Genomic DNA, 22,433 nt, shown 5'->3' on the forward strand with positions numbered 1-22,433 from the left:
TAAGGGGTGTGTTGGCTCGGCTACGCTACCTGGCTGCTTCTTGCGCTCTCGCGCAGAGAACGAGCGGCATCCGAGGACGCGGCGAGGCCGCCGGTCGAGATTAGCGGATCAGGTGAAGCAACTCGCGCGCTCAAGGAGCCCGAACACTTGCCCAAGCGCGAACCAGCTGGACCTCTGACGAATTCGCTCGAGCGACCGTTGGCCGGGGGACATTGTGTATTGTACTTGCCCGAAACTCTGCTGGTGAGCCTTACAATGCGCGCAACTCGCGCGATGACCAAAGCCGCTGTCATGACCACTCCACGGCCGACACCCGCGGCCTTCGATCGCGAGAGAATCAAGCGAGCGGACATCAAACGCAATAGTTGCGTATTTCAATCTGCTACCGCGCGCTGGCATACTCTTCTACAACAGCCTCGTTGTCTTCGAGCTTGCAGGATTTGTGCGCGTGCAGTCTGCTTGTCGCGGTTTCGGAGCGCGATCCCAAAGTCACGCCGAGGCGAGTGATTGCAAATCTGATGTGTCTCTTGGAGCATCGTCGTTGGGGACGCGCGCACGGTGTCAGCGACGGGGATTCTCGATGCCACCATCGAGCCGGGCCGCGCAGGCGATCTGGCCGAGACTTTTCAGCGGCTGCATCGAGGCTAAAGAGCGTTGCCAACGGGATCAAACAGGCGACGACGGAAAGCGGCGCCGAGATCGGCTGGCCCTGCGGCACCTCGGCTCGATCAGGACGGTCGTGAGCAACGTCCGCGCTGAGGAAGTCGCCGGCGAGCGCCCAGCCATTCTGCCATGCTGTGATCTCCCCGCCCGCGGCAAAGAAGTGCTCCGTGGTACGGGTGCGTCGGGCCGCCCAATCGGGAGCGTCAGGACAACAAATGCGAAGAAGAAGCCGACCGAGAGCGAGTTGATGGCCACCGCGAGGTCCTAACGTTCGAGGTCGCGAAAGCTGGGATCAAATACCAGGTTGGCCCACCGCAGATAGATCACCAGAGCAGGAACGATGAAATGATGACGAGAGGGCCGATCATGATGCAAAGCGAGAGCCCGGGCGCAAGCACAAACAGCGGCTTGTCGACGCGAATAATGGCATGAAGCCGAAATAGATCGTGATCATCGTCGCACAAAGCAGCAGCGCGATCCTGAGACGCCTCCGCGCGAGCATGACAGCACGACACGCGACGCCGGGATTGACGGAAGTCTGCGTGTCCATCACCCCCCGAAGGTCTTATATCCACTACCGGCCAGCTTCCGCCGAGCCGCAAGCGAGGGGAACCATGAAATTTTGCGATTTACTGTGCGGATTTGCTGCCTCGCCGAAGGCAAGGCTGTCTCGTCGGGCTCGTCGCGGGACAACAACCATGTGGGCGAATGACGGCATGCCTACGACGGCATCGATCCTTGCGCGCAAGGACTACGGTGACGGGGTGGCTCGGACACGCGTGAGCCCTCGATGATGCGCGACATGCAAAGCGAAAGCACATTGGCGCTAATTGCCAAGAGAGCGGGCAACTCGAACAGGGAATGTAGGCTTTGCCGCAACACCATGCCTCGCTCCAGGAGGAACGCACGGGTCTATTTTTTAGCGGAAGACTGGAAACGACTGGATGAGCGGGTCGAGGGGCTATCGAGCGAGATCGAAACGCCGGCCGGTCAATACCGGCCCTCACAGGGATCCGAACTAAGCGGACCCCACCAGCATGACGAACACGCTTGCTCATGCGATGTCACCGGCGACGGCCTCTCTCTTGCGGTCAGGGTCGGAGCCGCGATTGACAAGGATGTGGCCTCTGTCGGCTTCTGCACGCCCGGGTCGATCTTCAAGAGCGGCAGCGCCTCGCAGGTCGTGCCGTGCGATTGGCTGGACCGCGGTCGTCCCGCGGCATCGCAGTGCGTGAATGCCAAGAGAATTCGTCGTCTTCGGCGGAATCAGCCCTATCGGAACTTCATGAAAATGACGGCGGGCACGGAAACCAGGACGTCGGCGATCACCGGCGCCATGACGGGTTCCATCCCGGACCGACCTGGTCCGCTACTGTAATGGTGGGGCCGGGTTTTCGTCCAAAGTGAACCATTTTCATGATTATTAGGTTGAGAGATTATTTTTCGCGTGGCATCATAGAATTTCGAAGTTTAGGCTGTGAGTGACTAGAATTCGAGGACGGAAAGTGGTTTTCAGAGGAATGTAAGTGAGCGCAGAATTTTCAGGATCGGTGAATGTTTTTCACGATAGGCGATTGCCTGGGCCCGCTGTCCCCGCGGGTTATGCCGCGCTCATCGACACTTACAAGCTGGCCGTGCCGGTCCCCCGCACCCTTTCGGCCATCGGAGCCCGGCACCGCATCATTGAACAGGATGGTTGGCGGATCTACACGCCTCGCCATGCTCCCCAGGCCTCGCTTGAGGGACACCTGACTTTTGCCCTCAAGAACGAAGGAGTCGATCTTTCCGTCCTGAAGCGACTTTTCCGCGTCGTCAATGAGGGTGATATCGCGGAGCTTGTCCGGCAGAAGCCGACCGGAATTTACACACGCCGCATCTGGTTTCTGTACGAGTGGTTGCTTGGCCGCGAGCTGAATCTGTCGCTTACAGACAAGGTCTCATATGTAGACGCCATCGATACCGACCTCCAGTTCGGAGGGATTGGCACGAATTCCGCCCGGCATCGCGTTCGCAACAACCTTCCCGGCACCGCGGAATTTTGTCCGCTCGTTTTCAAGACGGCCGCGCTGAACCAATTTCTCGCGCAGAACTGGAAGGAGCGCGCGCGCGCTGTCGTCAGCGAAGTCCCGAAGGATTTGCTCGCGCGGACCGCCGCCTTTCTGCTGCTGAAAGATTCAAAGTCCAGTTACATCATCGAGGGAGAAAGGCCGCCTCAGGATCGCATTCAAAGATGGGGACGCGCCATCGGCGAGGCTGGGCGCGCGCCGCTCGATGAGCGGGAGTTTTTGCGCCTGCAAGGCATCGTCATCGGAGACGAGCGTTTCGTGAAGCTCGGGTTCCGGCAGGAAGGAGGCTTCGTCGGAGAGCATGACCGCGATACACAGCGCCCTATCCCGGACCATATCAGCGCGAGGCATGAAGACATCGCCTCTCTTATGGCAGGATTGATCGCATTCGATCTCGCCGCCGAGAACGAGCTCGATCCCATTATCGCGGCGGCGGTGCTCGCGTTCGGCTTTATTTATATCCATCCATTCGAGGACGGCAACGGACGCATCCATCGATATCTGATGCATCATGTCCTCGCGCGGCGCGGATTTAATCCGGCCGGGGTCCATTTTCCAGTGTCGTCGGCGATTCTTGACCGGATCACCGAGTACAAAGGCGTGCTGGAAAGCTATTCCAGCAGGCTACTTCCGTGCGTTCAATGGGAAGCGACCCCAAAGAATAATGTGAAGGTTTTGAACGATACCGGCGATTTCTACCGCTTCTTCGACGCCACCCCGCATGCGGAATTTCTCTACGAATGTGTACGCCAGACGATTGAGCTGGACCTTCCGAATGAGACGAGCTTCCTGCGCAACTTTGATATGTTCCGATCCGGAGTCGAAAACATCATCGACATGCCCGAGCGAACGCTCAACAACCTGTTTGGCTTTCTGCGACAGAATCAAGGAAGACTTTCAAAGCGGGCACGAGAGAACGAATTCGCCGAGCTCACTCAAGATGAAGTTGTGAAACTTGAGCAATTGTACGCGGACTCATTCGGTCAAAGCGGAGCCTTAAGTGACTAACGGCGCGTCTTGCGCAGAGACAGGAAGCCCATTCTTTCCAGCGGTGGTACGGGTCGTGTCCACGGTTGTGGTGTAGCTCGGTAGAGCAAAGCCACCCGGTCGTGCGCCTCTAAAAGCGCCGTAGCAGGCGGGCGCCATTGCGCTGGCCACCGGAAATTCTCCGGTAGGATCGGGTTGCGACACGCCAACGGCAACAACGCAACCAGAGGAACCACGGAACCACCGATGATCGACGACATAATGCGAGCAGGCGCGACATCGCCCATCGCCGGGGCGCGGCCGATTTGGACCACGAGCCGCCGCTGTGGCCTCGCTTGGGCTTTGGCTGTGTCGGTTGCATTCGGACGGCTGCTTCGCCACTCAGAACGAGCAGGAAATAACAGCAATTGGCGCTCTCCCGCCGACGGCCTATGCGGAAGCCTGATTGACCGACCCGCGTACCCGCTTCAAACGGTGACGCGTCGAGAAAGCTCGGGCGAGACTCACGAAATCCTCGGCCGGCATAGGCCGTCCGAACAAATAGCCCTGGTAACTGAGCTGTCCATGTCGCGCCAGGAACGCATATTGCTCTTCCGTTTCGACGCCTTCGGCGATGACTGAAAGGCCAAGGCTTCTGCTAAGCGCTATGATCATCTGGGCTATCGCGGCGTCATTAGAGTCAACCAGAACGTCCTTGACGAAGCTGCGATCGATCTTGAGCTGGTCAAGCGGCAAACGCTTCAGATATGAAAGCGCTGAATAGCCGGTTCCGAAATCATCGAGGCTGAAGCCGATGCCAATCGCTTTCAATTTGCCCATCTTGGCGATCACATCGTCGACGTTGCTGACTAATGTGCTTTCAGTGAGTTCGATTTTGAGGCGATGGGGATTGGCGCCGGTTTGCTCAATGATCGCGCGGACCTCTTCGACAAAATTCTTCTGACGCATCTGCAGGGCGCTGACATTGATCGCGATGGTCAGGCGTTCGGTCGCCGGATCGGTTGACCAGCGAGCCAGCTGACGGCACGCAGTCTTCAACATCAAGGCGCCGAGCGGAAGGATGAGGCCGGTGCTTTCTGCGACCGGGATGAATTCGCTAGGCGAAATCATCCCTTTATGCGCATGCGGCCAGCGCGCCAGCGCTTCTGCCCCCAGCAGCCTTCCTTCGTGATCGACCTGCGGCTGGTAATGCAGCAAAAGCCGTTCCTTCTTAAGGTCTTCTCGTAGATCGGTCTCGAGGGCAGCGCGGGCTGTAATCATAGTCTGCATGGCCGGGTCGAAAAACCGCAGGCCATTTCGTCCCGCCGTTTTCGCATCGTACATTGCCAGATCGGCTCTCTTGAGCAACTCGTCGACGTTGCACTCATCAGTCGAAAACAAGGTCACGCCAACACTTGCGGTACAGGGATATTCATACGCATCGAGTTGGAAGACCTCGGTGAAGGCTGCGAGTATCTTCTCGCCTATCGCTTCCGCCTGTAAGGCTGCGACCTTTGCTTTCTGTGTACCCAGATTGGCGAGAAGAACGACAAATTCGTCGCCGCCAAAGCGGGCAACTGTGTCATCCGCCCTCACACAATGGGAGAGGCGCTGAGCCGCACATTTCAGCAGCATATCGCCCATGTGGTGACCCAGCGAGTCGTTCAGTGTCTTGAAATTGTCCAGGTCAATGAACAGCAAAGCGCCGTAGGATTTGCTACGGATATTCGCATTGACGGCTTGGCGCACGCGGTCGATTAGCAGGACGCGGTTCGGCAGACCTGTTAGCTGGTCAAAGAAAGCGAGTTCTTGGATCTTTTCCTCAGCGTGCTTCAGTTTAGAAATGTCATAATACGAGCCGATGTAGTTGGTGACCTCGCCCGCCTCGTTTTTCACAGCAGATATAGTCAGCCAGCGCGCGCAGTTTTCGCCGCTCCTGGTCCTGAGACTCATATCACCTTGCCAGCCGCCAGTTGCTTGAACGGAACCCCACATACTGCGGTAGAATTCGCCATCACGCCGATGAGACCGGAACAGTCGCGGGGTTTGTCCAACCAATTCTTCGATCGTATAGCCGGTTAAGCCCACGAAGGCGCGGTTGGCACTCAAGACTACGCCTTTGGTATCGGTGACGATCATGCCCTCCTGAGAATTGAAAGCAGCCGCGGCTATGCGCAATTCAGAGTTTGACTTGTCAAGAGCCTCCCTCTGTCGCTGCAGGTCGGCCTCAATGGCTTCGCGCCGCCTGATCTCTTGAGAGAGAGCGAGATTGTTTTCGGCCAGCTCCGCTCTATGTCGATTGGACTCGACGAACTTGATTTGTAACCGCGCCGCATTTTGACGCATTCGCTCGAAGCCGATGGCCAGCATAAATAGCACGATAGCGAAGAGGCCAACATAGAAAACGGAGAGGGGTGAAAGCGTACGACCGTATAGCTCATCCTCGCTGGCCAGCCTCAGGACGGAAAGTCGAGTACCGGCAACTGGCGAGCGAAGTGCGAGATATCCTCTCAGCTCGGAAGCGCTGAGATTTGACAGAGGTTGTATGCGGCCAGACGGAAGCTTGGCCAGCGAGGGGCCTTCGGTGACAACGGCCGAGTGCTCTCGCTCGATCGGGAGCAGCACCTGCCCATCGTCTCCCAGGAGGAATTCGCGCGGCTGGCCGAGGTTGTTGGTAGACACCAATGAGGAAAGTAGATTGAGACTGCTCACGGTCTCGACCGTTCCCCTTATCTTGCCCTTCTGGAGTACCGGTACGCTGACCACAATCAGGCGGCGCTTGTCGTCAATCTGAATATATGGTTCGGCCAGGGCGTTACGCACCGGCGAAGCTGTCGTCGCGCTGGACGAGCCGACATTAACTTGCGCCACGCCGTTGCGATCGAAGAAAGCCAACCGCAAATAGGCGGCTTGGCCCTGATATTTCTCCTCACCCACCGTCGCCTGAAAGCGGCGCTCGATTGCAGCCAAATTGGCGAAGAGGCCATATTTGACGGACATTCCGAGATCGAGATTGCTGAAATAGTTGGAAATGTCCTCGCTGGCTGCGAGCCGTGCGGCGGCCTGCCGCCGTTCGGCTAAGAAATCGCTGACCTCCGCGGCGCGCGCTTCACCGAGCGACACCAGACGCGCATCGGCGTTTTGCCGCAACTCCACTTGCGACGTATAGAGATTGCCAGTCAGATAAAACATAGACAGCAGAAACGCCGCTGCTGCTATCAAGAGCCAGCGTGGAGCTAACGATCGACTGAATCTAATCAGCGAAGATATCATCAATTCGTTTTCGCGAAGTATTCCGGGAAAAATCGACGAATGCCGGGATAATATTTATCCACCAGCTGGTCATAGAAGCCGGAGGCCTTGATCTCGCTCAAATACGCGTTGAATTCATTGCGCAAAGCTGGAGCGTCCTTCGGAAAGGCGGTTGCCAACGTTTGCTGCTCGGAGATCGGCCCCAGAATTTTGATTTTGCCCGCCCATTTGCGCAAATCCAGAATGGCGTCCGGCACGTCGAGCAGTGTCAATTCGGCTTCTTTGTTGAGCATGGCCGGGACCATCTCGTTCAGGTTGGCGCTCTTGTTGTAAGCCTTTAAATCGATACCGACGTTGACCAGGCCGTAATTGGATGGATCCAAGCAGGTGCGCTCCATCACGAGTACGCTCTTGGATCCGATCGCCTTCCGGGTGTTGACGATGTCTGCCGCAAGATCCGCGCCGTCCTGGATCGGCTGCAGATCAGACTCGGCTGGTGCCACCAAGAGAACCTGCGAAGGAAGGGTCGGCTCGGAATATAGAAGAATGGCCTCACGCCAGGGCAGCACGGTGAAGCCGCTCGATATCACATCGCCTTTGATGGGATAGTCACCTGCCAGTGTCACTTCGCTATTTTTGCGCACCACATCCTTGCCGAGCAGGTCGCGGATGACCGAATAAAAATCCGAGTAGACGAGCTTGTAGGAAACGCCAATTCTTTTGGCGAAGCCCTGCATCAGCTCGACCTCCAAACCATCGCCCGCGCCGGTCACAAAGTTGGCGTAGCGGATGCCAATATGGCGGATTTCGCCTCGCTGCTTGATCTCTGCAAGATCAGCTGCCCAGCCTGAAGTCGCGAAAAGGAAGACCATGGCGCCGCTCAGCGACACGCGGACAAAGCGTTTCAGGGACATGGAGGCGCTCTTTACCTTTGTACCAGGAGAAGCGCCTGCAATCTATAGCTGTGAGTTTAAGAAAGGATGGCGAAATACAACAAAGTAGATTTCAGTTTTCGGAAAAACCAGTTTGTCGGTAAAGGATTGATTGCAGACCAGGTGCTGAGTGCAGCGGAAGATTGTTCGATCCGGGCGTGCCTTTCAGTTTCTTGAGATCGTTCAGCACCGACCGCCACGGACCCATCGCGCTCAACAGCGTGCTTAAGCATAATATGGTCAAATATCCGGAAAACTGATGCCAATGCGGTGTTTCGCCGGACAATAAGTGATGCCCTTGCTGCCCTATTTGCGCATAGAACAGGACCAGCGGCGCGCCGCCCAACATGCTGGTCGTCAGGTACTGAAGAGGGGTGACGTCAAGCATCGCGGCAATGAAATTCACCAGTGGTGCGGGCACGAGGGGCGAGAGGCGTAGTCCGAGCAAGGTCAACCAGAGTCTCACAGCCGATTGCTGACATAATGAAGCGCCGGGACGTTGAATGTGCTTTCGATAGAAGAGAAACGCGCTCAACCCGCCAAAGGCGCTGCCGAGGAGCACGGTGGCGCCTCCCTCCAACCCGTCCATGTAAAAACCGGCCGCCAGGCAAATCATTGGCATGGAGGGAAAGGCCAGAAATGCAAGGACAGTGGATGTGACCAAAAACACCACAGCGGTGGCGAGTGGATGCGCTTGGGCCATTGTTTCAAGCCCCGGAAACACCTGCCAAAAGGCCTCTCGCGATATAGGTGATGCAAAATATGCCAGCGCCAGAAACATGACGACTGCTATATAGACGATCAGTGGCTGGTAACCGCGCATCCGCTATCCCAAGCTGGATAAAAGAGGCGGCATGTAATCAAAGCTGTTGTAGGTGTTCCAGAAAAGAACCTTCTTGTTCTTCAGCCCTCCCGCTTTAGACATGGTGAGCAACGAGCGCCATGCTTTCAAAGTAAAAACTGGATCAAGGCTGAGTCCGGCTTCCTCCAACTCGTTCGCCCACGCAAGGTCGGTGGCTTCGACCAAGCCGTAGCCGGGCTGCCAGCTGCTGGAATCCGGCACGAATATCTCGTCTTGAATCACGCGAAGCACATCAGGAGAGATGCCTGGAAAGCGGATTTTCTGTAACCACTCAACCGTGCTGCGAGCGAGTTTGTCAACATTCCCCTCCACAAATGGCAAGGAGGGTTGCCCGTTGACAAGCCATCGCGTCAGATATGATTTGTCCTGATCGGCCACTCCCACGACCTTGGTCTTCCATCCCATCAAATGGACGCCCAGGAGAAGGCCCAAGACCGTCGAGCCGCTGCCCATAGCGACAAAAATCACGTCGGGCGGTGCACTCCACGCCTGAGCGGCGCTAAGGAACTGCGCCAACTCGGCAATCGCATTCATATGTCCCAACACACTCAGATCGTTCGAGCCGCCTGGGGGAACGAGCGAATCCGTATCCGGATGTAGCCAATTTCTCGCATATTCCTGGGAAGCTTCGCCCACCAATTCAATGTTGTTCTTGGCTATGGCAACGTGTTCAACAAGGCCTCGCAAAATCCCCAGCCGCGCCATGTCCGTGGTAGCTCCCGGCACCTCGAAAAGTACCAAGTCCAGGGCACAATTCAGCGGCTGTCCGTCACCGGTCAAATCGGCCAGACGATTGGCTAGGGCAAACTGCAGAGCATGATTGCTGGAGACCGCGCCAACCGTTCCTAAACGCTTGGAGCCGGACCACTTCAGATTCGGGAGCAGGAATTCGTACTTCCGCGCCTTGTTGCCAAAGACGGGATAACGCGGACTGCTCTCATTCATCACCAAAAGATCAGAGCAGTCTATTTGTCGCGTCACAGACGACGGCAACTGCAATAGCTGGTTGTTTTCCCTCAAGAAAATGGGTGTCCATGGAATGGTGGCGCGGGCGTCACCCTGCCTCAGGAAAACCGAGTTACCGGGTTCGCCCTGGCGAATGTAATCGGCAAAACAATTATTGCTTGAGAGCGTGTTGCCGATGAAAGGACCGCCTGCGGCATCGGGATCCAGCAGGGACGGAAAGAATCGACCGAGCGCTAAAAATTGCGATTTCAACGCTGCGGTCGAGGGAGCCAACCCTGCAAAATCGGCCGCGCGCGGGAGCGGCGACAACGGGAGGGGGCGACGTTGATGGGTGGCGACCGCGCTCAACGCGGCACCTCCGCTCAACGCGGCACCTCCTAGGAGGGCCGCTTGCATGAAGTTCCGGCGAGAGAGGTTCATTGCCTGGATGCTACTCGGTGTAGCTTCAGGTTAACGCTTTTTTAACCCTATTCCAATCCGCATGCGCGCTCACGGGCGAAATACTGAAAGGTTTGCTTAACGCAGATGCGTTGAAGGCGTGCTCAGTATCAAATCTAGCTCAAACCAGCTTGGCAGTACGGCGATTAGCCCCGCCGTATTGTTGTTTTGGCGCAAGGGCTTCGCCCATCGGACCGCATCAAGAGATATACTCCGTGTCGGCCGGAAAGTGGATCAGAAGGGCCCTTTTTGCTAGTGCGCGCGCACTTCCCGTCTGCGCCCCCACTGTATCCGGCGTTGGGGCCACTCGGCTGTTGCGCAATCTCCGCGCGTCGTTGGTGTAGGCGCCGAAGCACGGCACGATCAGCTGGCGCCTTGGCCAGCACCGCGCCCGAACAATTGGGAACGAGAGTGGCTGACTCATAGTCGCGGTGAGAAACACCAGACCCAAGCGCTTTTCCGATCCGGAAGGCGTGTCCGGCCTGCGGCAAGCCAATGCCAGCGTGCCGACGACTCCAACGAGGGGCGGTTGTGCTACGCTTGTACCATTTGGAAGACGACCCGCTGCCGAGCGTAAGCGCTTAGCCGCAACCCTATCGAGGCTGGCTTGATGTTTTGCGGAATGAGGTCTTCGACGCGGCTATGGGGATGCCCGCTGGCGCTGCCGCCGGCGAACTGCGCCTTGCGGCAATGCCGCTTCCACGATCGCAGGCACGAACTGCGGCGCCTCGGTGGCAGCGTCTGTCCCGGCAAGCGGCCGTGCCTGGCGGCGCCGCGTGAACAGTTGCTGCGGCGCAAGCCCATGCCGCCGCGCAACTTCCGACACCACCGCACCCGGGACAAGCGTCTCTTCAATCATCCGGGCCTTGGTGTCTGCCGAGAACCACCGGCGACGGCCCGTTCCCGTGATAACCTCAAGCCGGCGCGCCGTCGTTGCCCTCCGGCTTAAGCGTATGGTCAAGCGTAGACACAACACGATCCCTCCGATTCAGAGATCGTCACATTCGCCGATCGTAATCGTTAGGAGGTGCGGTCAAAACACCGCTTACGATGATGGCGTTTCCGCCCTCAATCACGACCGCGCGCTTGCGAAAACCGAGAGAGTAGGCCTGCTCATCCGATGCTGGCCCTCCCACTTTGGCGTTTGATCGCTGGCGGATTTGATTGAGCGCCGACCACTTCCATTCGCTCACGGGATCGAACAGGACCAGAACTACGCAATCGTCTCGGCACGGCTTGTAAAGCTGTAGGTGAAGCGATCCGCACGAGTCACGTTTTGACCTGCTAAAATCATTCGGTCGTCGGCCCCTGTCGGAAAATAGCGCATGACCAACAGCGGATAGCCTGAGACCACGTTCAGCATCTGCGCTTGAGCTTCTGTCGCGGTAGTTGCCTCGATTTCGTATTTGGTGTGATCGACGATGATGCCAAATTGCGGGAGCAGTGGAATAATAAATTCCCCATGCAAATGGTCTTTCAGCTTATCTGCTAGTATCCGCGGGAGCCAAAGAGTGTCGAGGCCCACCGCCTTACCGTCAGCAAGTAGTAGACGGTCAAGCCGATAGACTGACGCATGATTTGTGACGAGCCCCTTTAGGAACACCTCGTCGCTGGAAGAAACGACTGAGATCCCTCGGTCGTACAGGCCAGCCTCGATGCCGGAGGCGCGCATGTCTTCGTTCAGCGCGGAGAGCTTGCCTGCATCAATTGTGCGAACGATCCGCTTGTCGTCGGCCACAAAAACGCCGAGGCCTTGGCGGCCGATCAGTAGCCCTTCCATCGTAAGATCGCGAATGGCCCGCCTTATGGTGATGTTGCTTACGGCAAGTTCAGCGGCCAGTTCGTCCACACTTGGAATGCGGTCCCCACGAGGATATGCGCCGGATGCAATCCGCGAACGCAGCGCATCAGTCACGGCCTGGTAGAGAAATCGGCCGCCGCTAGGGACCAGTGCTCGCTTTGATGAGGGGTTCATTTGAAGCTGGTTTGACAACAAATTGCAGGGAGTGTTCGAGGGTTCGAACGTCCATTACACACCGGGCCAGCATTGACCAGATCGTCCGAAAAGTCCCGAAAACCTGATTGACTTATCTATTCTAAGTATACTAACTATACAATAGGCGATAGCCGTCGTGCTGAACTAACGACCGTGGATAGCGCTGGGATCAGAGGGGGATACATGTATCGCCGAACATTTCTGTCTGCCGTCGCAGGCATGATTGCCGCCCCTGCAGTCGTGCGAGCCCAGTCGAAGCAGTTTGAGGGCGTCGTACTCAACATCAATGGATACGGCGGTGACTACGACCGGCTACTGAATGGATATGTTGCCAAGCCGCTACGAGAACGTACCGGCCTGCAGGTCAAATATCAGCCCGGTCAGGCGTCGGCAGCTGTCGCAAAGCTGATCGCATCCAAAGACAACCCGCCTTTCGACCTCATCATGGCCGACAGTCCAAACATGCCGGACATTATCGCCAACGATCTGGTCGAGAAGACCACAGAAGCAGAGGTCAAGAACATCGCCAAACTCAAGCCATTAGTGCGTGAGTTCGGGGACTACGGCGTGCCATATCTGACGAACGCAATCGTCCTCGCTTGCAATTCGAGACACATCAAGCAGCCGCTGAGCTCCTACGAAGACCTCGCTCGTGCCGATCTCAAGGGCAAGCTTGCCCTGATCAGCCCTGAGAACACGGGTGGCCTGCTCACGCTTCTCGGCATCGGTGCCGCGACCGGCGGCGATGCCGAGAATCTCGCCCCGGCATTCTCCTTCCTGAGTTCGATCAAAGCGAACATCGCGACGATTTCACCTGCGACGACAAATCTCGCCCAGCTCTACCAGCAGGAGGAAGTGTGGGCGGGCCCGTTCTGGGACGGGCGCACGTATTCCATCCGCCAGAGCGGTATCCCACTCGCGACCATCCTGCCCAAGGAAGGCGTGTTCGGTCTGCTGAACTATGTGAGCGTAGTAAAGAACTCGAAGAATCGTGAGGCCGCGCTCGCTTACATCGAACAGGCGCTGTCCGATGAAGCAATCGGTCCGATGGTCGAATTCTTCCGCTACTCACCAGTGACGAAGATCTCGGTATCGGGCGCGGTCGCTAATGACCTCGTGTTCAAGGGTGATGCGCTGGAGGGCTTTAGGAAAGTGGATTGGGAGAAAGTCGCAAAATCGCGCAGCCTATGGTCGGAGGAATTCAACAAAGCGATGCGCTGATGTTGTCTGACTTCAAGCAGGTTAAACACTCCATGAGCCGGCGGGTTTCCACGTTGCTGATGGTCCTGCCGATGATTCTCGTCGTCGGCCTTTTCCTGATCGTACCCCTGATGGGACTTCTGGAAGCCAGCTTCAGAGGCCCTGGGGCGGCCGATTTTCCATCCCTAGAGCACTATGGTCGCGCCCTGCTCGACTCGTTTTACTTGCGGATATTCGCACAGACGATCGGCTATGGACTGGTCTGCACGATCATCAGCATCTTTTTGGGTTTTCCCGTGGGCTACGCCATGGGCCGCATGAGCCCCGACAGGCGGCGATGGTACGTTATTTTGGTCATATTACCTCTCACGCTCAGCCTGATTGTCATCGTGTTTGGCTGGCTGGTACTGCTGGGGCGCAACGGCGTTATCAACTCGTTGCTGCTGACACTCGGTCTCATCGACACGCCCAGGGCGCTGCTCTTCAACGGTCCCTCGGTCGTCGTAGTTCTGGTTGTGCAGTTCCTGCCCTTCATGATCCTGTCCATCATGAGCGTCGTCCTTCAGATCGATCCGGCGCTCGAGCTCGCGGCGGCCAATCTGAAGGCCACACGATGGCTCACGCTGCGCCGCGTCATCCTGCCGCTGTCAATGCCGGGAATTGTCGCGGGCTCGAGTCTCGTGTTCACGGCCAGCGTGTCCGCTTTCGTGACGCCGCGACTAATCGGTGGACAACGTGTGCAGATGATCGGCAGCATCATCTACGACCAGATCCTGACCTACCTGAACTGGGGCTTCGGCTCCGCCCTCTCGTTCATTCTCCTGGCAGTGACCGTTGTGGTGACGGCGGCATCAAAGATCCGTATCAGGCGGGCGAAAGACGCATGGTCGGCCAATGCATAGATCGGTGGGCGACCATTTCCTGGTGGCCAGCGGCTTCGTCGTGCGAGCCGTCGTCTATGTCGCGCTGCTGGCGCCCGTGGTCATCGTGATCTCCTCGTCCCTAACGGCCGGCCGGGTCCTTCGTTTTCCCCCGGATGGATTGTCGCTGCGCTGGTATTACGCCGCAGTCACCGATGACACCTTCATGAGCGCGTTCTGGGTCAGCACGAAGCTAGCCATGATCGCGACGATCATTTCGCTCGTCGTCGGCTTAGCCGCCTCGTTTGCCCTCACTCGTCGCAACATTCCGGGCAAGACGCTTCTCCTATGCCTAGCACTCTCGCCGCTGGTGGTTCCGATGGTCGTGATCGGCCTCGGTCTGCTCCAGGCGCTAGTCTGGCTCCGCCTCAACCAGAGCATCCTCGGGCTGGCCCTCGGTCACGTGCTGATCACGCTTCCGTACGTTGTGCGAACGCTGCTCGCTGGCCTCGTTCACTTCGACCAAAACCTTGAATTCGCGGCCATGAACCTGAGGGCCTCGCCCCTGCGCGTCCTGACCCAGATCACGCTGCCGATCCTCGCCCCGACGGTGATGTCAGCCGCGGTCTTCGCGTTCGTGACCTCGTTCGGAAACATCACGCTGTCGATCTTTCTCGGCTACGGCGGGCAGACAACCCTTCCGGTCCAGATCTTCACTTATGTCGAGCAGAGCTTTGAGCCGGTCATCGCCGCGGTCTCCTCGCTCGTCGTGTTCGGAACCGTCGGACTTCTCCTCATCGTGGAGTGGTTGTTCGGCATGAGCAAAACCGTATGACCCAGACCCACGCCATGACCTGCAAAGCGCAAGAGACTGCCTTGATCCAGAACACGCCATCAATCATCGAGATCCGGAATCTCCGCAAGGAATTCGGGAACGCTGTGGCTGTCAACGATCTGTCACTGTCCATTCGAAAAGGCGAAGTTCTTTGCCTCCTGGGGCCCTCGGGATGCGGCAAGACTACCACGCTACGAATGATCGCCGGCTTCATGGAGCCGGAAGCGGGGTCGATCCTTATTGACGGCCGCGAAGCCACGGGCCTGCCGCCTTATCGCCGCGACACCGGCATGGTCTTCCAAGGCTACGCGCTCTTTCCGCACATGACCGTCGAGCAGAACGTCGCTTTCGGGCTCGTCAACATTAGCGTTCCTCGCAAAGAGCGCGACGCACGCACAGCGGAGATGCTCGAGCTGGTCGAATTGCCCCATCTCGCAAAGCGATACCCGAGGCAATTGTCCGGCGGACAGCAACAACGTGTCGCCCTGGCGCGCGCCCTCGCCATACGGCCGGCCGTCCTGCTCTTGGACGAGCCGTTCTCGAACCTGGATACGCAATTGCGGGTTCGCCTGCGGGACGAGCTGAGGCGGCTGATCGCGAAGATCGCGGTCACGACCATACTCGTTACTCACGATCAGGAAGAGGCAATCGTGTTTTCCGACCGCATCGCAGTCATGAACGCGGGCCAATTGGCCCAGTTGGGAACCCCCGCGGAGATCTATGAAAGGCCCGCGAGTGCATTCGTGGCAAATTTCGTCGGAGAATGCACACTCGTCGAGGGGCGTCTTGAGGAAGATATTTTCACCTCCGAGCGAGGACTCTCCTTCCCTTTCCCAGGCAATAGCGGCACAGCCGCACTGATCATCAGGCCAGAGCATGTGAGCATCGGTGACGGCCCCGGCAGCATACCGGCCCGTGTGACGAGTGCCGTCTTTACTGGCGGGGTGACGCGGCTAGTCCTCTCAATATCGGGGGAGGGGCTGCTCATGCAGTCGTTTTTTCGACATTCCAAGATTCCCGTGCGGGGAGATGAGGTGAACGTGCGGATCGACACGACCTGCGTTCACAGACTCGGCTGAAGGCGAGAGCGAAAGGGCATCGAAAGTGGACCACATCAAGCGGCAGGCGTTGCTCGCGAGAATCGAGGCGGATCGCGAGGCGATCCTCAACTTCGTGAGAGATCTCGTCAGGGCAAAATCGCCGAACCCTCCAGGCGACACGCGCTCGTCCATGCAGTGCGTCCGTGACTTCCTCGACGCCCGGAACGTCCCTTACCGCCTGGAAAACCGCGACGAAACGATGCCAAACCTCGTTGCGACGACGACATTCGGCGGGCAAGACAGGCATCTGGTGCTCAACGGGCATATCGATGTGTTTCCGGTGCCGGATTCGGCGCAATGGAGCATTGATCCGTGGGCCGCGCAGGAGCGCGACGGCGCGATCTACGGGCGCGGCGTGGCTGACATGAAGGTCGGAACGATGGCATCGATCATCACCTACGCCTACGCGCACGCAATGGTCGAGGGGCAACTCGATGGACGCCTGACCCTAGCCGTCGTCTCCGACGAAGAGACCTTTGGACCCAACGGCACTCGTCACCTCTTCGAGGTTTGTCCGGAGGAGATCACTGGAACCGCCGTTCTAGTCGGCGAGCCCAGCAGCCGTCATACGGTGCGCCTCGGCGAAAAGGGAATGTTGTGGCTGCGCTTCAAGGTCGAAACGCAGGGTGGTCATGGCGCCTACGTGCACATTGGCCCGAGTGCAGTGGATCAAAGTTCAACCGTGATCGCAGATCTGCGCAAGTTTGCGGACTTCGACTTCCAGGAACCGCCCAGCATCGTCATGGCCCTGACTAATGCAGGGGCAGCATACGACCGCGCTTTCGGCTCAGGGGCTTCTCGAAACGCGCGGCGCGTGACGATGAACGTCGGCCGGATCAATGCCGGGACGAACGTCAACATGATCGCGTCACAATGCACTTTCGAAGTCGATTTCCGCCTTCCCATGGGCGTGGTCATTCAAGACGCGCTCGATTACATCGAGAAGCTGCGCGAAACGCACGGCTTCACTTACGATATCATGATGGCGAGCGAGCCGAACTGGACCGAACCCGACCATGAGTTCGTAAAGATCGTTGCCACGAATGCCGCAATGATAGCTGGCGCACCGCCGCAGCTCATTCCGGGCCTTGGCAGCACCGATGCACGGCTGTGGCGCAACCGCGGGGTGCCCGCCGTGGTCTACGGGCCGGCTCCGCGAGGAATGGGCGCGATCGACGAACATGTTCCCGTCGAGGAAATCATCGATGTCGTCCGCTGCCACGTTCTTTCAGCATTCGACTATCTTTCAGCAAAGGAAAGATAAGCGGCTGGCGTGTGGTGTCCAACGATTTAACCCAGATTGGGCTTAATATTGGGTTGAGGCATATTTGGAGACGAGGATCACGCATTGCTTCGAGAGGGTCTCATTTCGCTAGATCATACATTGTCGCTTACGCGTATGCTGTTCGCAATCTGTCGTTCAACTTGGCTACTTGACCAAGTGAACCGCCCCGGGTTTGCCGGAGGCTCCAACTCCTGAGAGGATGGAGCCATGACAAGCAAGACGACGAACAAGTTCTCACCCGAGGTCCGGACCCGAGCGGTTCGGATGGTTCTGGATCACGCCAGCGAGCATCCGTCCCGCTGGGCGGCGGTGACATCGATCGCGGCCAAGATCGGCTGCACACCGCAGACGCTGCATGACTGGGTCAAGAAGGCCGAGATCGACAGCGGGCAGCGGACCAGCGTCCCGACTGAGATGGCCGAGAAGCTGAAGGCCCTGGAACGGGAGAACCGCGAGCTTCGGCAGGCCAACGAGATCCTGCGCAAGGCGAGCGCTTATTTTGCGATGGCGGAGCTCGACCGCCGGTCCAAGCCATGATCGCCTTCATTGACGATCATCGTGGGGGCGCATGGGGTCGAGCCGATCTGCAAGGTGCTGCCGATCGCCCCCTCGACCTACCATGTCCATGTGGCCAAACGGCGCGATCCGGCCAAGCGGTCGGCGCGCGCCAGGCAGGACGCCGCACTGAAGATCGAGGTTCGGCGCGTCTTCCATCAAAACTTCTCCGTCTACGGCGTGCGCAAGGTCTGGCGCCAGCTCAAGCGCGAAGGCTTCGATGTTGCCCGTTATCACGGTGTTGCGATTGATGCGGGACATGGGTTTGCAAGGGGTTATCCGCGGCAAACCGATCAAGACCACGATCAGCGACAAGGCCGCGCCATGCCCGCTGGATCACGTCAACCGCCAGTTCAAGGCGCCAAGGCCGAACGTTCTCTGGCTCTCCGACTTCACCTATGTCGCGACCTGGACCGGCTTTGTCTACGTCGCCTTTGTGATCGACGCCTATGCCCGCAGGATCGTGGGCTGGCGAGCCTCGCGCACGGCGCATGCAGGCTTCGTGCTCGATGCGCTGGAGCAGGCACTGCATGATCGAAGGCCGGTCCATCGTGGCGGGCTCGTGCACCACAGCGACAGGGGCAGCCAAGGCGGATTCAAACGGTCGTCGCAACACCAGTTACTTTCACTCATAACAGAAGATCGTCAAGCGCCTCCGCCGGCGTTTTCCAGCCTAGTGTCTTCCGCGGTCGGGCATTGAGGGCTGCTGCCACAGCGGATATCTCCTCGGCGCTGTGGATGCTCAGGTCCGTGCCTTTCGGGAAGTACTGCCGCAGCAACCCGTTGGTGTTCTCGTTAGTGCCGCGCTGCCATGGGCTTTGCGGGTCGCAGAAGTAGACCTGGATACCCGCATCGATCTTGAGACGATCGTGCTGAGCCATTTCGACTCCCTGATCCCAGGTTAGCGAACGGCGCAGCTCTTCGGGCAAAGTGATGATGGTGCGCGTGATCGCGTCGCGCACGGCTTCGGCCCCATGTCCCGCAAGGGCTGGTCCGTTTTTCACGCGCGGAGCTTCGCCATGCCCCGCCAACCGTGGAAGGTGCAAGAGCATCGTAAAGCGCGTCGTGCGCTCGACCAGCGTGCCGATGGCCGAGCTGCCAAGACCGAGGATAAGGTCCCCCTCCCAATGTCCCGGCACTGCTCGATCGGCAGCTTCAGCAGGGCGCTCACTGATCATGATCTCCGGCGAGACAAAGCCCTTGCCTCGCCTGCGTACGCGCGCTCTGGGCATCCGTAACACACGCCCTGTTCGCAAGCAGGCCGTCAGCTCGCGGCGTAGCGCGCCACGGCCCTGAACGAAGAGGGCTTGATAGATAGCTTCGTGGCTGATGCGCATCGTCTTGTCGTCCGGGAAGTCAATCGGCAAGCGTCGGGCAATCTGCTCAGGGCTCCAGGCTTTGGCCCATCGCCGATCCTTGCGCGGGCCATGCCGCCGCCCCTTCCACGGAACGACGGGACCAGGAACGGGAGCGCCGGTCGGGGCTACGACGCCGCCAGCAACTCTTTCCTCCACATAAGTGCGCAAGGTTGCATTGAGCGCAAGCTTGGTCGGGTTAGGCCGGCGGGCGGATCGATCCGCATGCCATTGGGCAGTTATTGCCCGATACCCCAACCCGCCGCCGCGAGTGGCCGCGTTGCGCCGCAGTTCACGGGAGACTGTGGAAGCAGCCCGCCCCAGGCGACGTCCAATCTCCTGTATGGAATGGCCCTGCACCTTGAGAAGTGCGATCTCCTCGCGCTCATTCAACGAGAGATACCGCCCGGAGAGAGCCTTTGCCGAAGATCTGAACATCGCTGGTGGCATGCCGCCCGCCTTTCGGAATAATCTGCTTCCGACAGGTTGTGACAATCCGGCTTCGAGTGCAGCATCTTCGCTGCTTAACCCAGCGGCAATCGCCAGCCAAAATTTATTCTGTTCATCGCGCCCGGGAGCAGAGGGCCGTCCTGGCGACGGCAACGGGGCTCGTCCTGACCGCGCCGATCTGCGCCTTACAACGTTCATCGCAACCTCCAAACTCCTGGTGTTGCGACGACCGTTTGAATCCGCCCAATCCGCCCAATACGTCTCCATTAAGTACACCGAGCGCTTGGCTGAAGCTGGTGTCAAGCCTTCTGTCGGCAGCGTCGGAGATTCCTATGACAACGCTCTCGCCGAAACCATTAACGGCCTTTACAAGGCCGAAGTGATCCATCGGCGCGGACCATGGCGCAGCTTCGAAGCCGTCGAGTTCGCGACGCTGGAATGGGTGGACTGGTTCAACAACCGAAGGCTCCTCGAGCCCATCGGCAACATACCGCCGGCCGAAGCCGAGCAACGCTACTACGCCATGCTGGAACAACCCGCCATGGCGGCATAACTTAAACCAAATGGCCTCCGGCAAACCCGGGGCGGTTCACTTGCAGTTCCCCCTCGTTACCGGCGGCCGATCCTAGGAGTGCTCAAGCCAGCAATGCTAAGGACTACAAACTGAACGTCCGCTTCCGAGCCGTCTAGCATGACCAATTCGCACCGGCGAAACGCCAATCCAGTTCGGGAAAGTAGCAAGAAAAAGTGTCGTGATTTGAGCACGTCTGGAGACCCGTCAACGCGTAGGCGGGCTCCAGTTTCGGAAATCTCAACGAGAACGCAATCGCGCCACCATTTTCCATTTACACCCAAAAGGGTGACCCAATGCTCTCGTTCAAAACGCACGCGCTTTGTTTGTCGCTTGCTCCAAAGCATCAAGATCACACCGCTCAGCGGCGCCTTCAAATCATTTGGTCAAAAAAGAAGCCGAAGAGCTGTTTGCGAGCGACATCAAGCCGGCCACGCTGGCAAGTCGGCAGTCGAAAGAGAATTATTGCGTTTGACCTCAGAGGCGAAGCAAGGTCTTAAATTACTTAAGCTTCATAAGAACGCGAAGAGGCTCGAACATAGGAGTATAGTCCCGCTGCAGTCAGCCCTAGGAGCGCGCCGGAAGCACAATTATGTTTGCGCATGAGCGCCCCTGGTTGGGGTCCTGATAGCAACAGACCTTTCCTGGGCCCGCGCCGTCAGTTCTTATCCTGATTTTGCACAGATTTCCGGCTGTTGCGCCTCGAAAATGCATTTTTTGAGCATCACACAAGGCTACTCGGCCGTGTCGCGGCACGAATAATCGTTATTGCTTTCGGCTCAGCAAATGGGACCTGAAGAGCGGCGCGATATTATGCGCGCGACGGGCGTCGTTTGGCCCGGGTGTGAGGGGTTTCATAATTGCGATATGGATTCTGAAGTAAGTCTTGGTCATGACTCGGTCTCTGATTTTCCTGGTGGTTTTTGCGATTATCCTGGCAGCGCGTGGGCAGCAGCGAGAACAATTCGTGTTGCGCCCGACTGCGGCCATGCCTCCGGTCAACGTACCCTGAGCGCAAGCGCACGGCACGTGTCGGCGAGATGATGACCATTTGGGGCACTTATCTGGTCAATCAGATCCGGCGGGCCATCCGTCGGCGGAGATCGTGAGAGTCCAGCATCGTTGCGCCGACCTCGCTAGCCATCAGTGACTCTGGAGGACCGGCGCCGCCCCAGTCGTTCGGGCTCGCGCCGGCGTAGTTCGACAGGAAGAGATCCTGCCGGCACTGGCGATGGCAGCTCAGGAGCTCTCGTGTACTCTGGTTGGAGTTGGTGCGTACTAGGGCGCGGCTCCATCAGCTCGAGCACCGCTCGTCCCTTGTCCGTGATGCGCCACCCTCCATTCAAGCGCTCGACGAGTTGCTGCGTAAAAAGGTCGAGCTCGGGCACACGGGCGCCCATTCGTTTGGTGCGTGCCGCCCAATCCGGACCGCTCGTGGCCAAAATGGCCATGTCTCGCTTGAGGTCCGGCATGGATGCGAAGCCGTTCGGGTAGCTCACAAGGATCTTCAACACCGTGACCTGGAAATTCACATGAGCACTATCGGTCTTGTCCGTATCTAGCGCCACATGGTTGGCGCGGAGCGAAGAGCTTGCATTGCGACGTGCCGAAGGCGCTCCGCCGTGATCTCACCTTTGTTGGCGGCCTCCAAGATCTTGGAAGCGACATGGGCCCGAGTGCCGGTTTCGCTGCCGGGCAGACTGTCGCAAACCTCCTCAAGAACAGCACGCAGAAGCGCAGTGGTCGTTGCGTTCAACACTTGGCGACTCCGCAAGGCGCAAAGAATGGTAGCAGAGAAAGCACGGTGAACCCCTCAAAGAGACTACTAGCTGATTCCAAAGTCGAGTATGAACTTCACCACAGTCGTCGTTGCTTGTTGATTGCCCAAGACGTTGTTGCCATGCCCTCGAAGCAGGACAGTTGTGCTGGTCTGGCTCCGCCACGCCAGTGCTGGAGGATGTCATTCGGCCTGCAATATTGACCCCCCGTATTGCCTCACTTGCAGATGTTACCCTGGCGGCGCCGTGGCCGATGACGATCCGAGGTCGCCTGATGGGTCGCGCCAGGTAGCTTTCCCGGCT

General features: G+C 58.3%; 16 protein-coding genes, 3 pseudogenes and 1 other annotated feature. Of the genes and pseudogenes, 9 read left to right on the forward strand and 10 right to left on the reverse strand.

All coding sequences use genetic code 11. The annotated features are described in order from the left end of the window. Window positions 1–751 precede the first annotated feature (751 nt). Window positions 752–918 (reverse strand): annotated as a pseudogene (locus tag ABIB00_RS20530) (cation acetate symporter); the annotation flags it as partial. Between the two features lie 535 nt (window positions 919–1,453). Between ABIB00_RS20530 and ABIB00_RS20535 the strand changes: the two are divergent. Beyond that, the gene (locus tag ABIB00_RS20535) at window positions 1,454–2,041 is read left to right on the forward strand and encodes a hypothetical protein (RefSeq protein WP_354105622.1); all 588 of its coding nucleotides are present in this window, start codon (window positions 1,454–1,456) and stop codon (window positions 2,039–2,041) included. Between the two features lie 148 nt (window positions 2,042–2,189). Next, window positions 2,190–3,737 carry a Fic family protein gene (locus tag ABIB00_RS20540; protein WP_354105623.1) on the forward strand — a complete coding sequence of 516 codons (1,548 nt, stop codon included), beginning with the start codon at window positions 2,190–2,192 and terminating at the stop codon, window positions 3,735–3,737. A 408-nt stretch (window positions 3,738–4,145) separates the two neighbouring features. On the opposite strand, the gene ABIB00_RS20545 is transcribed toward ABIB00_RS20540, so the two are convergent. The 6 genes from ABIB00_RS20545 to ABIB00_RS20570 all read right to left on the reverse strand — a co-directional run bounded on the left by ABIB00_RS20545 (window position 4,146) and on the right by ABIB00_RS20570 (window position 12,120). Beyond that, window positions 4,146–6,887: a putative bifunctional diguanylate cyclase/phosphodiesterase gene (locus tag ABIB00_RS20545; RefSeq protein WP_354105624.1), complete on the reverse strand. Its 2,742-nt coding sequence runs from the start codon at window positions 6,885–6,887 to the stop codon at window positions 4,146–4,148. Between the two features lie 80 nt (window positions 6,888–6,967). Continuing rightward, window positions 6,968–7,861 (reverse strand): transporter substrate-binding domain-containing protein, encoded by an 894-nt coding sequence (locus ABIB00_RS20550; RefSeq protein ID WP_354105625.1) that lies wholly within the window; start codon window positions 7,859–7,861, stop codon window positions 6,968–6,970. 91 nt (window positions 7,862–7,952) lie between these two features. Further along, on the reverse strand, window positions 7,953–8,702 hold the full coding sequence (locus ABIB00_RS20555) for a VTT domain-containing protein (RefSeq protein WP_354105626.1): 750 nt from the start codon (window positions 8,700–8,702) through the stop codon (window positions 7,953–7,955). 3 nt (window positions 8,703–8,705) lie between these two features. After that, on the reverse strand, window positions 8,706–10,055 hold the full coding sequence (locus ABIB00_RS20560; protein WP_354105627.1) for a pyridoxal-phosphate dependent enzyme: 1,350 nt from the start codon (window positions 10,053–10,055) through the stop codon (window positions 8,706–8,708). Between the two features lie 730 nt (window positions 10,056–10,785). Next, window positions 10,786–11,121, reverse strand: coding sequence for a transposase (locus ABIB00_RS20565; RefSeq protein WP_502917848.1), 336 nt, complete (start codon window positions 11,119–11,121; stop codon window positions 10,786–10,788). 237 nt (window positions 11,122–11,358) lie between these two features. Continuing rightward, the gene (locus ABIB00_RS20570) at window positions 11,359–12,120 is read right to left on the reverse strand and encodes a GntR family transcriptional regulator (RefSeq protein ID WP_354105629.1); all 762 of its coding nucleotides are present in this window, start codon (window positions 12,118–12,120) and stop codon (window positions 11,359–11,361) included. A gap of 204 nt (window positions 12,121–12,324) precedes the next feature. Here ABIB00_RS20570 and ABIB00_RS20575 point away from each other — a divergent pair, with 204 nt between their 5' ends. The 6 genes and pseudogenes from ABIB00_RS20575 to ABIB00_RS20600 form a co-directional block, all read left to right on the forward strand. Continuing rightward, the gene (locus tag ABIB00_RS20575) at window positions 12,325–13,362 is read left to right on the forward strand and encodes an extracellular solute-binding protein (RefSeq protein ID WP_354105630.1); all 1,038 of its coding nucleotides are present in this window, start codon (window positions 12,325–12,327) and stop codon (window positions 13,360–13,362) included. Then, on the forward strand, window positions 13,362–14,243 hold the full coding sequence (locus tag ABIB00_RS20580; protein ID WP_354105631.1) for an ABC transporter permease: 882 nt from the start codon (window positions 13,362–13,364) through the stop codon (window positions 14,241–14,243). The genes ABIB00_RS20575 and ABIB00_RS20580 overlap by 1 nt, the downstream gene beginning before the upstream one ends. Before the next feature lie 4 nt (window positions 14,244–14,247). Further along, the gene (locus ABIB00_RS20585) at window positions 14,248–15,036 is read left to right on the forward strand and encodes an ABC transporter permease (RefSeq protein WP_354105632.1); all 789 of its coding nucleotides are present in this window, start codon (window positions 14,248–14,250) and stop codon (window positions 15,034–15,036) included. Further along, window positions 15,033–16,115: an ABC transporter ATP-binding protein gene (locus tag ABIB00_RS20590; RefSeq protein ID WP_354105633.1), complete on the forward strand. Its 1,083-nt coding sequence runs from the start codon at window positions 15,033–15,035 to the stop codon at window positions 16,113–16,115. Before ABIB00_RS20585 ends, ABIB00_RS20590 begins: the two co-directional genes overlap by 4 nt. Before the next feature lie 25 nt (window positions 16,116–16,140). After that, window positions 16,141–17,400, forward strand: a complete 1,260-nt coding sequence (locus tag ABIB00_RS20595) for a M20/M25/M40 family metallo-hydrolase (protein ID WP_354105634.1) — start codon at window positions 16,141–16,143, stop codon at window positions 17,398–17,400. Window positions 17,401–17,628: 228 nt separating this feature from the next. Then, a pseudogene (locus tag ABIB00_RS20600) lies at window positions 17,629–18,565 on the forward strand (IS3 family transposase); the annotation flags it as partial. Then, window positions 17,913–18,030: a sequence feature (AL1L pseudoknot), on the forward strand. (Overlaps the previous pseudogene by 118 nt.) A gap of 40 nt (window positions 18,566–18,605) precedes the next feature. Here ABIB00_RS20600 and ABIB00_RS20605 read toward each other — a convergent pair. Next, complete coding sequence (locus tag ABIB00_RS20605) at window positions 18,606–19,979, reverse strand: IS30 family transposase (RefSeq protein ID WP_354105635.1); 1,374 nt, start codon at window positions 19,977–19,979, stop codon at window positions 18,606–18,608. 40 nt (window positions 19,980–20,019) lie between these two features. Between ABIB00_RS20605 and ABIB00_RS20610 the strand changes: the two are divergent. Then, window positions 20,020–20,334: pseudogene (locus ABIB00_RS20610) on the forward strand (integrase core domain-containing protein); the annotation flags it as partial. A 1,154-nt stretch (window positions 20,335–21,488) separates the two neighbouring features. Here ABIB00_RS20610 and ABIB00_RS20615 read toward each other — a convergent pair. Beyond that, on the reverse strand, window positions 21,489–21,884 hold the full coding sequence (locus ABIB00_RS20615) for a hypothetical protein (RefSeq protein WP_354105636.1): 396 nt from the start codon (window positions 21,882–21,884) through the stop codon (window positions 21,489–21,491). A 26-nt stretch (window positions 21,885–21,910) separates the two neighbouring features. Continuing rightward, entirely contained in the window at window positions 21,911–22,111 is a 201-nt protein-coding gene (locus tag ABIB00_RS20620; RefSeq protein ID WP_354105637.1) for a hypothetical protein, read from the reverse strand. Window positions 22,112–22,433: the final 322 nt, after the last annotated feature.

The sequence above is a fragment of the Bradyrhizobium sp. LB14.3 genome (assembly GCF_040547985.1).
GTDB lineage: Bacteria > Pseudomonadota > Alphaproteobacteria > Rhizobiales > Xanthobacteraceae > Bradyrhizobium.

Coding starts and splice junctions, on each gene's coding strand:
- ABIB00_RS20535 (WP_354105622.1), top strand. CDS start 1,454: ATGATGCGCGACATGCAAAGCGAAAGCACATTGGCGCTAATTGCCAAG.
- ABIB00_RS20545 (WP_354105624.1), bottom strand. CDS start 6,887: ATGTTTTATCTGACTGGCAATCTCTATACGTCGCAAGTGGAGTTGCGG.
- ABIB00_RS20550 (WP_354105625.1), bottom strand. CDS start 7,861: ATGTCCCTGAAACGCTTTGTCCGCGTGTCGCTGAGCGGCGCCATGGTC.
- ABIB00_RS20555 (WP_354105626.1), bottom strand. CDS start 8,702: ATGCGCGGTTACCAGCCACTGATCGTCTATATAGCAGTCGTCATGTTT.
- ABIB00_RS20570 (WP_354105629.1), bottom strand. CDS start 12,120: ATGAACCCCTCATCAAAGCGAGCACTGGTCCCTAGCGGCGGCCGATTT.
- ABIB00_RS20575 (WP_354105630.1), top strand. CDS start 12,325: ATGTATCGCCGAACATTTCTGTCTGCCGTCGCAGGCATGATTGCCGCC.
- ABIB00_RS20580 (WP_354105631.1), top strand. CDS start 13,362: ATGTTGTCTGACTTCAAGCAGGTTAAACACTCCATGAGCCGGCGGGTT.
- ABIB00_RS20590 (WP_354105633.1), top strand. CDS start 15,033: ATGACCCAGACCCACGCCATGACCTGCAAAGCGCAAGAGACTGCCTTG.
- ABIB00_RS20605 (WP_354105635.1), bottom strand. CDS start 19,979: ATGAACGTTGTAAGGCGCAGATCGGCGCGGTCAGGACGAGCCCCGTTG.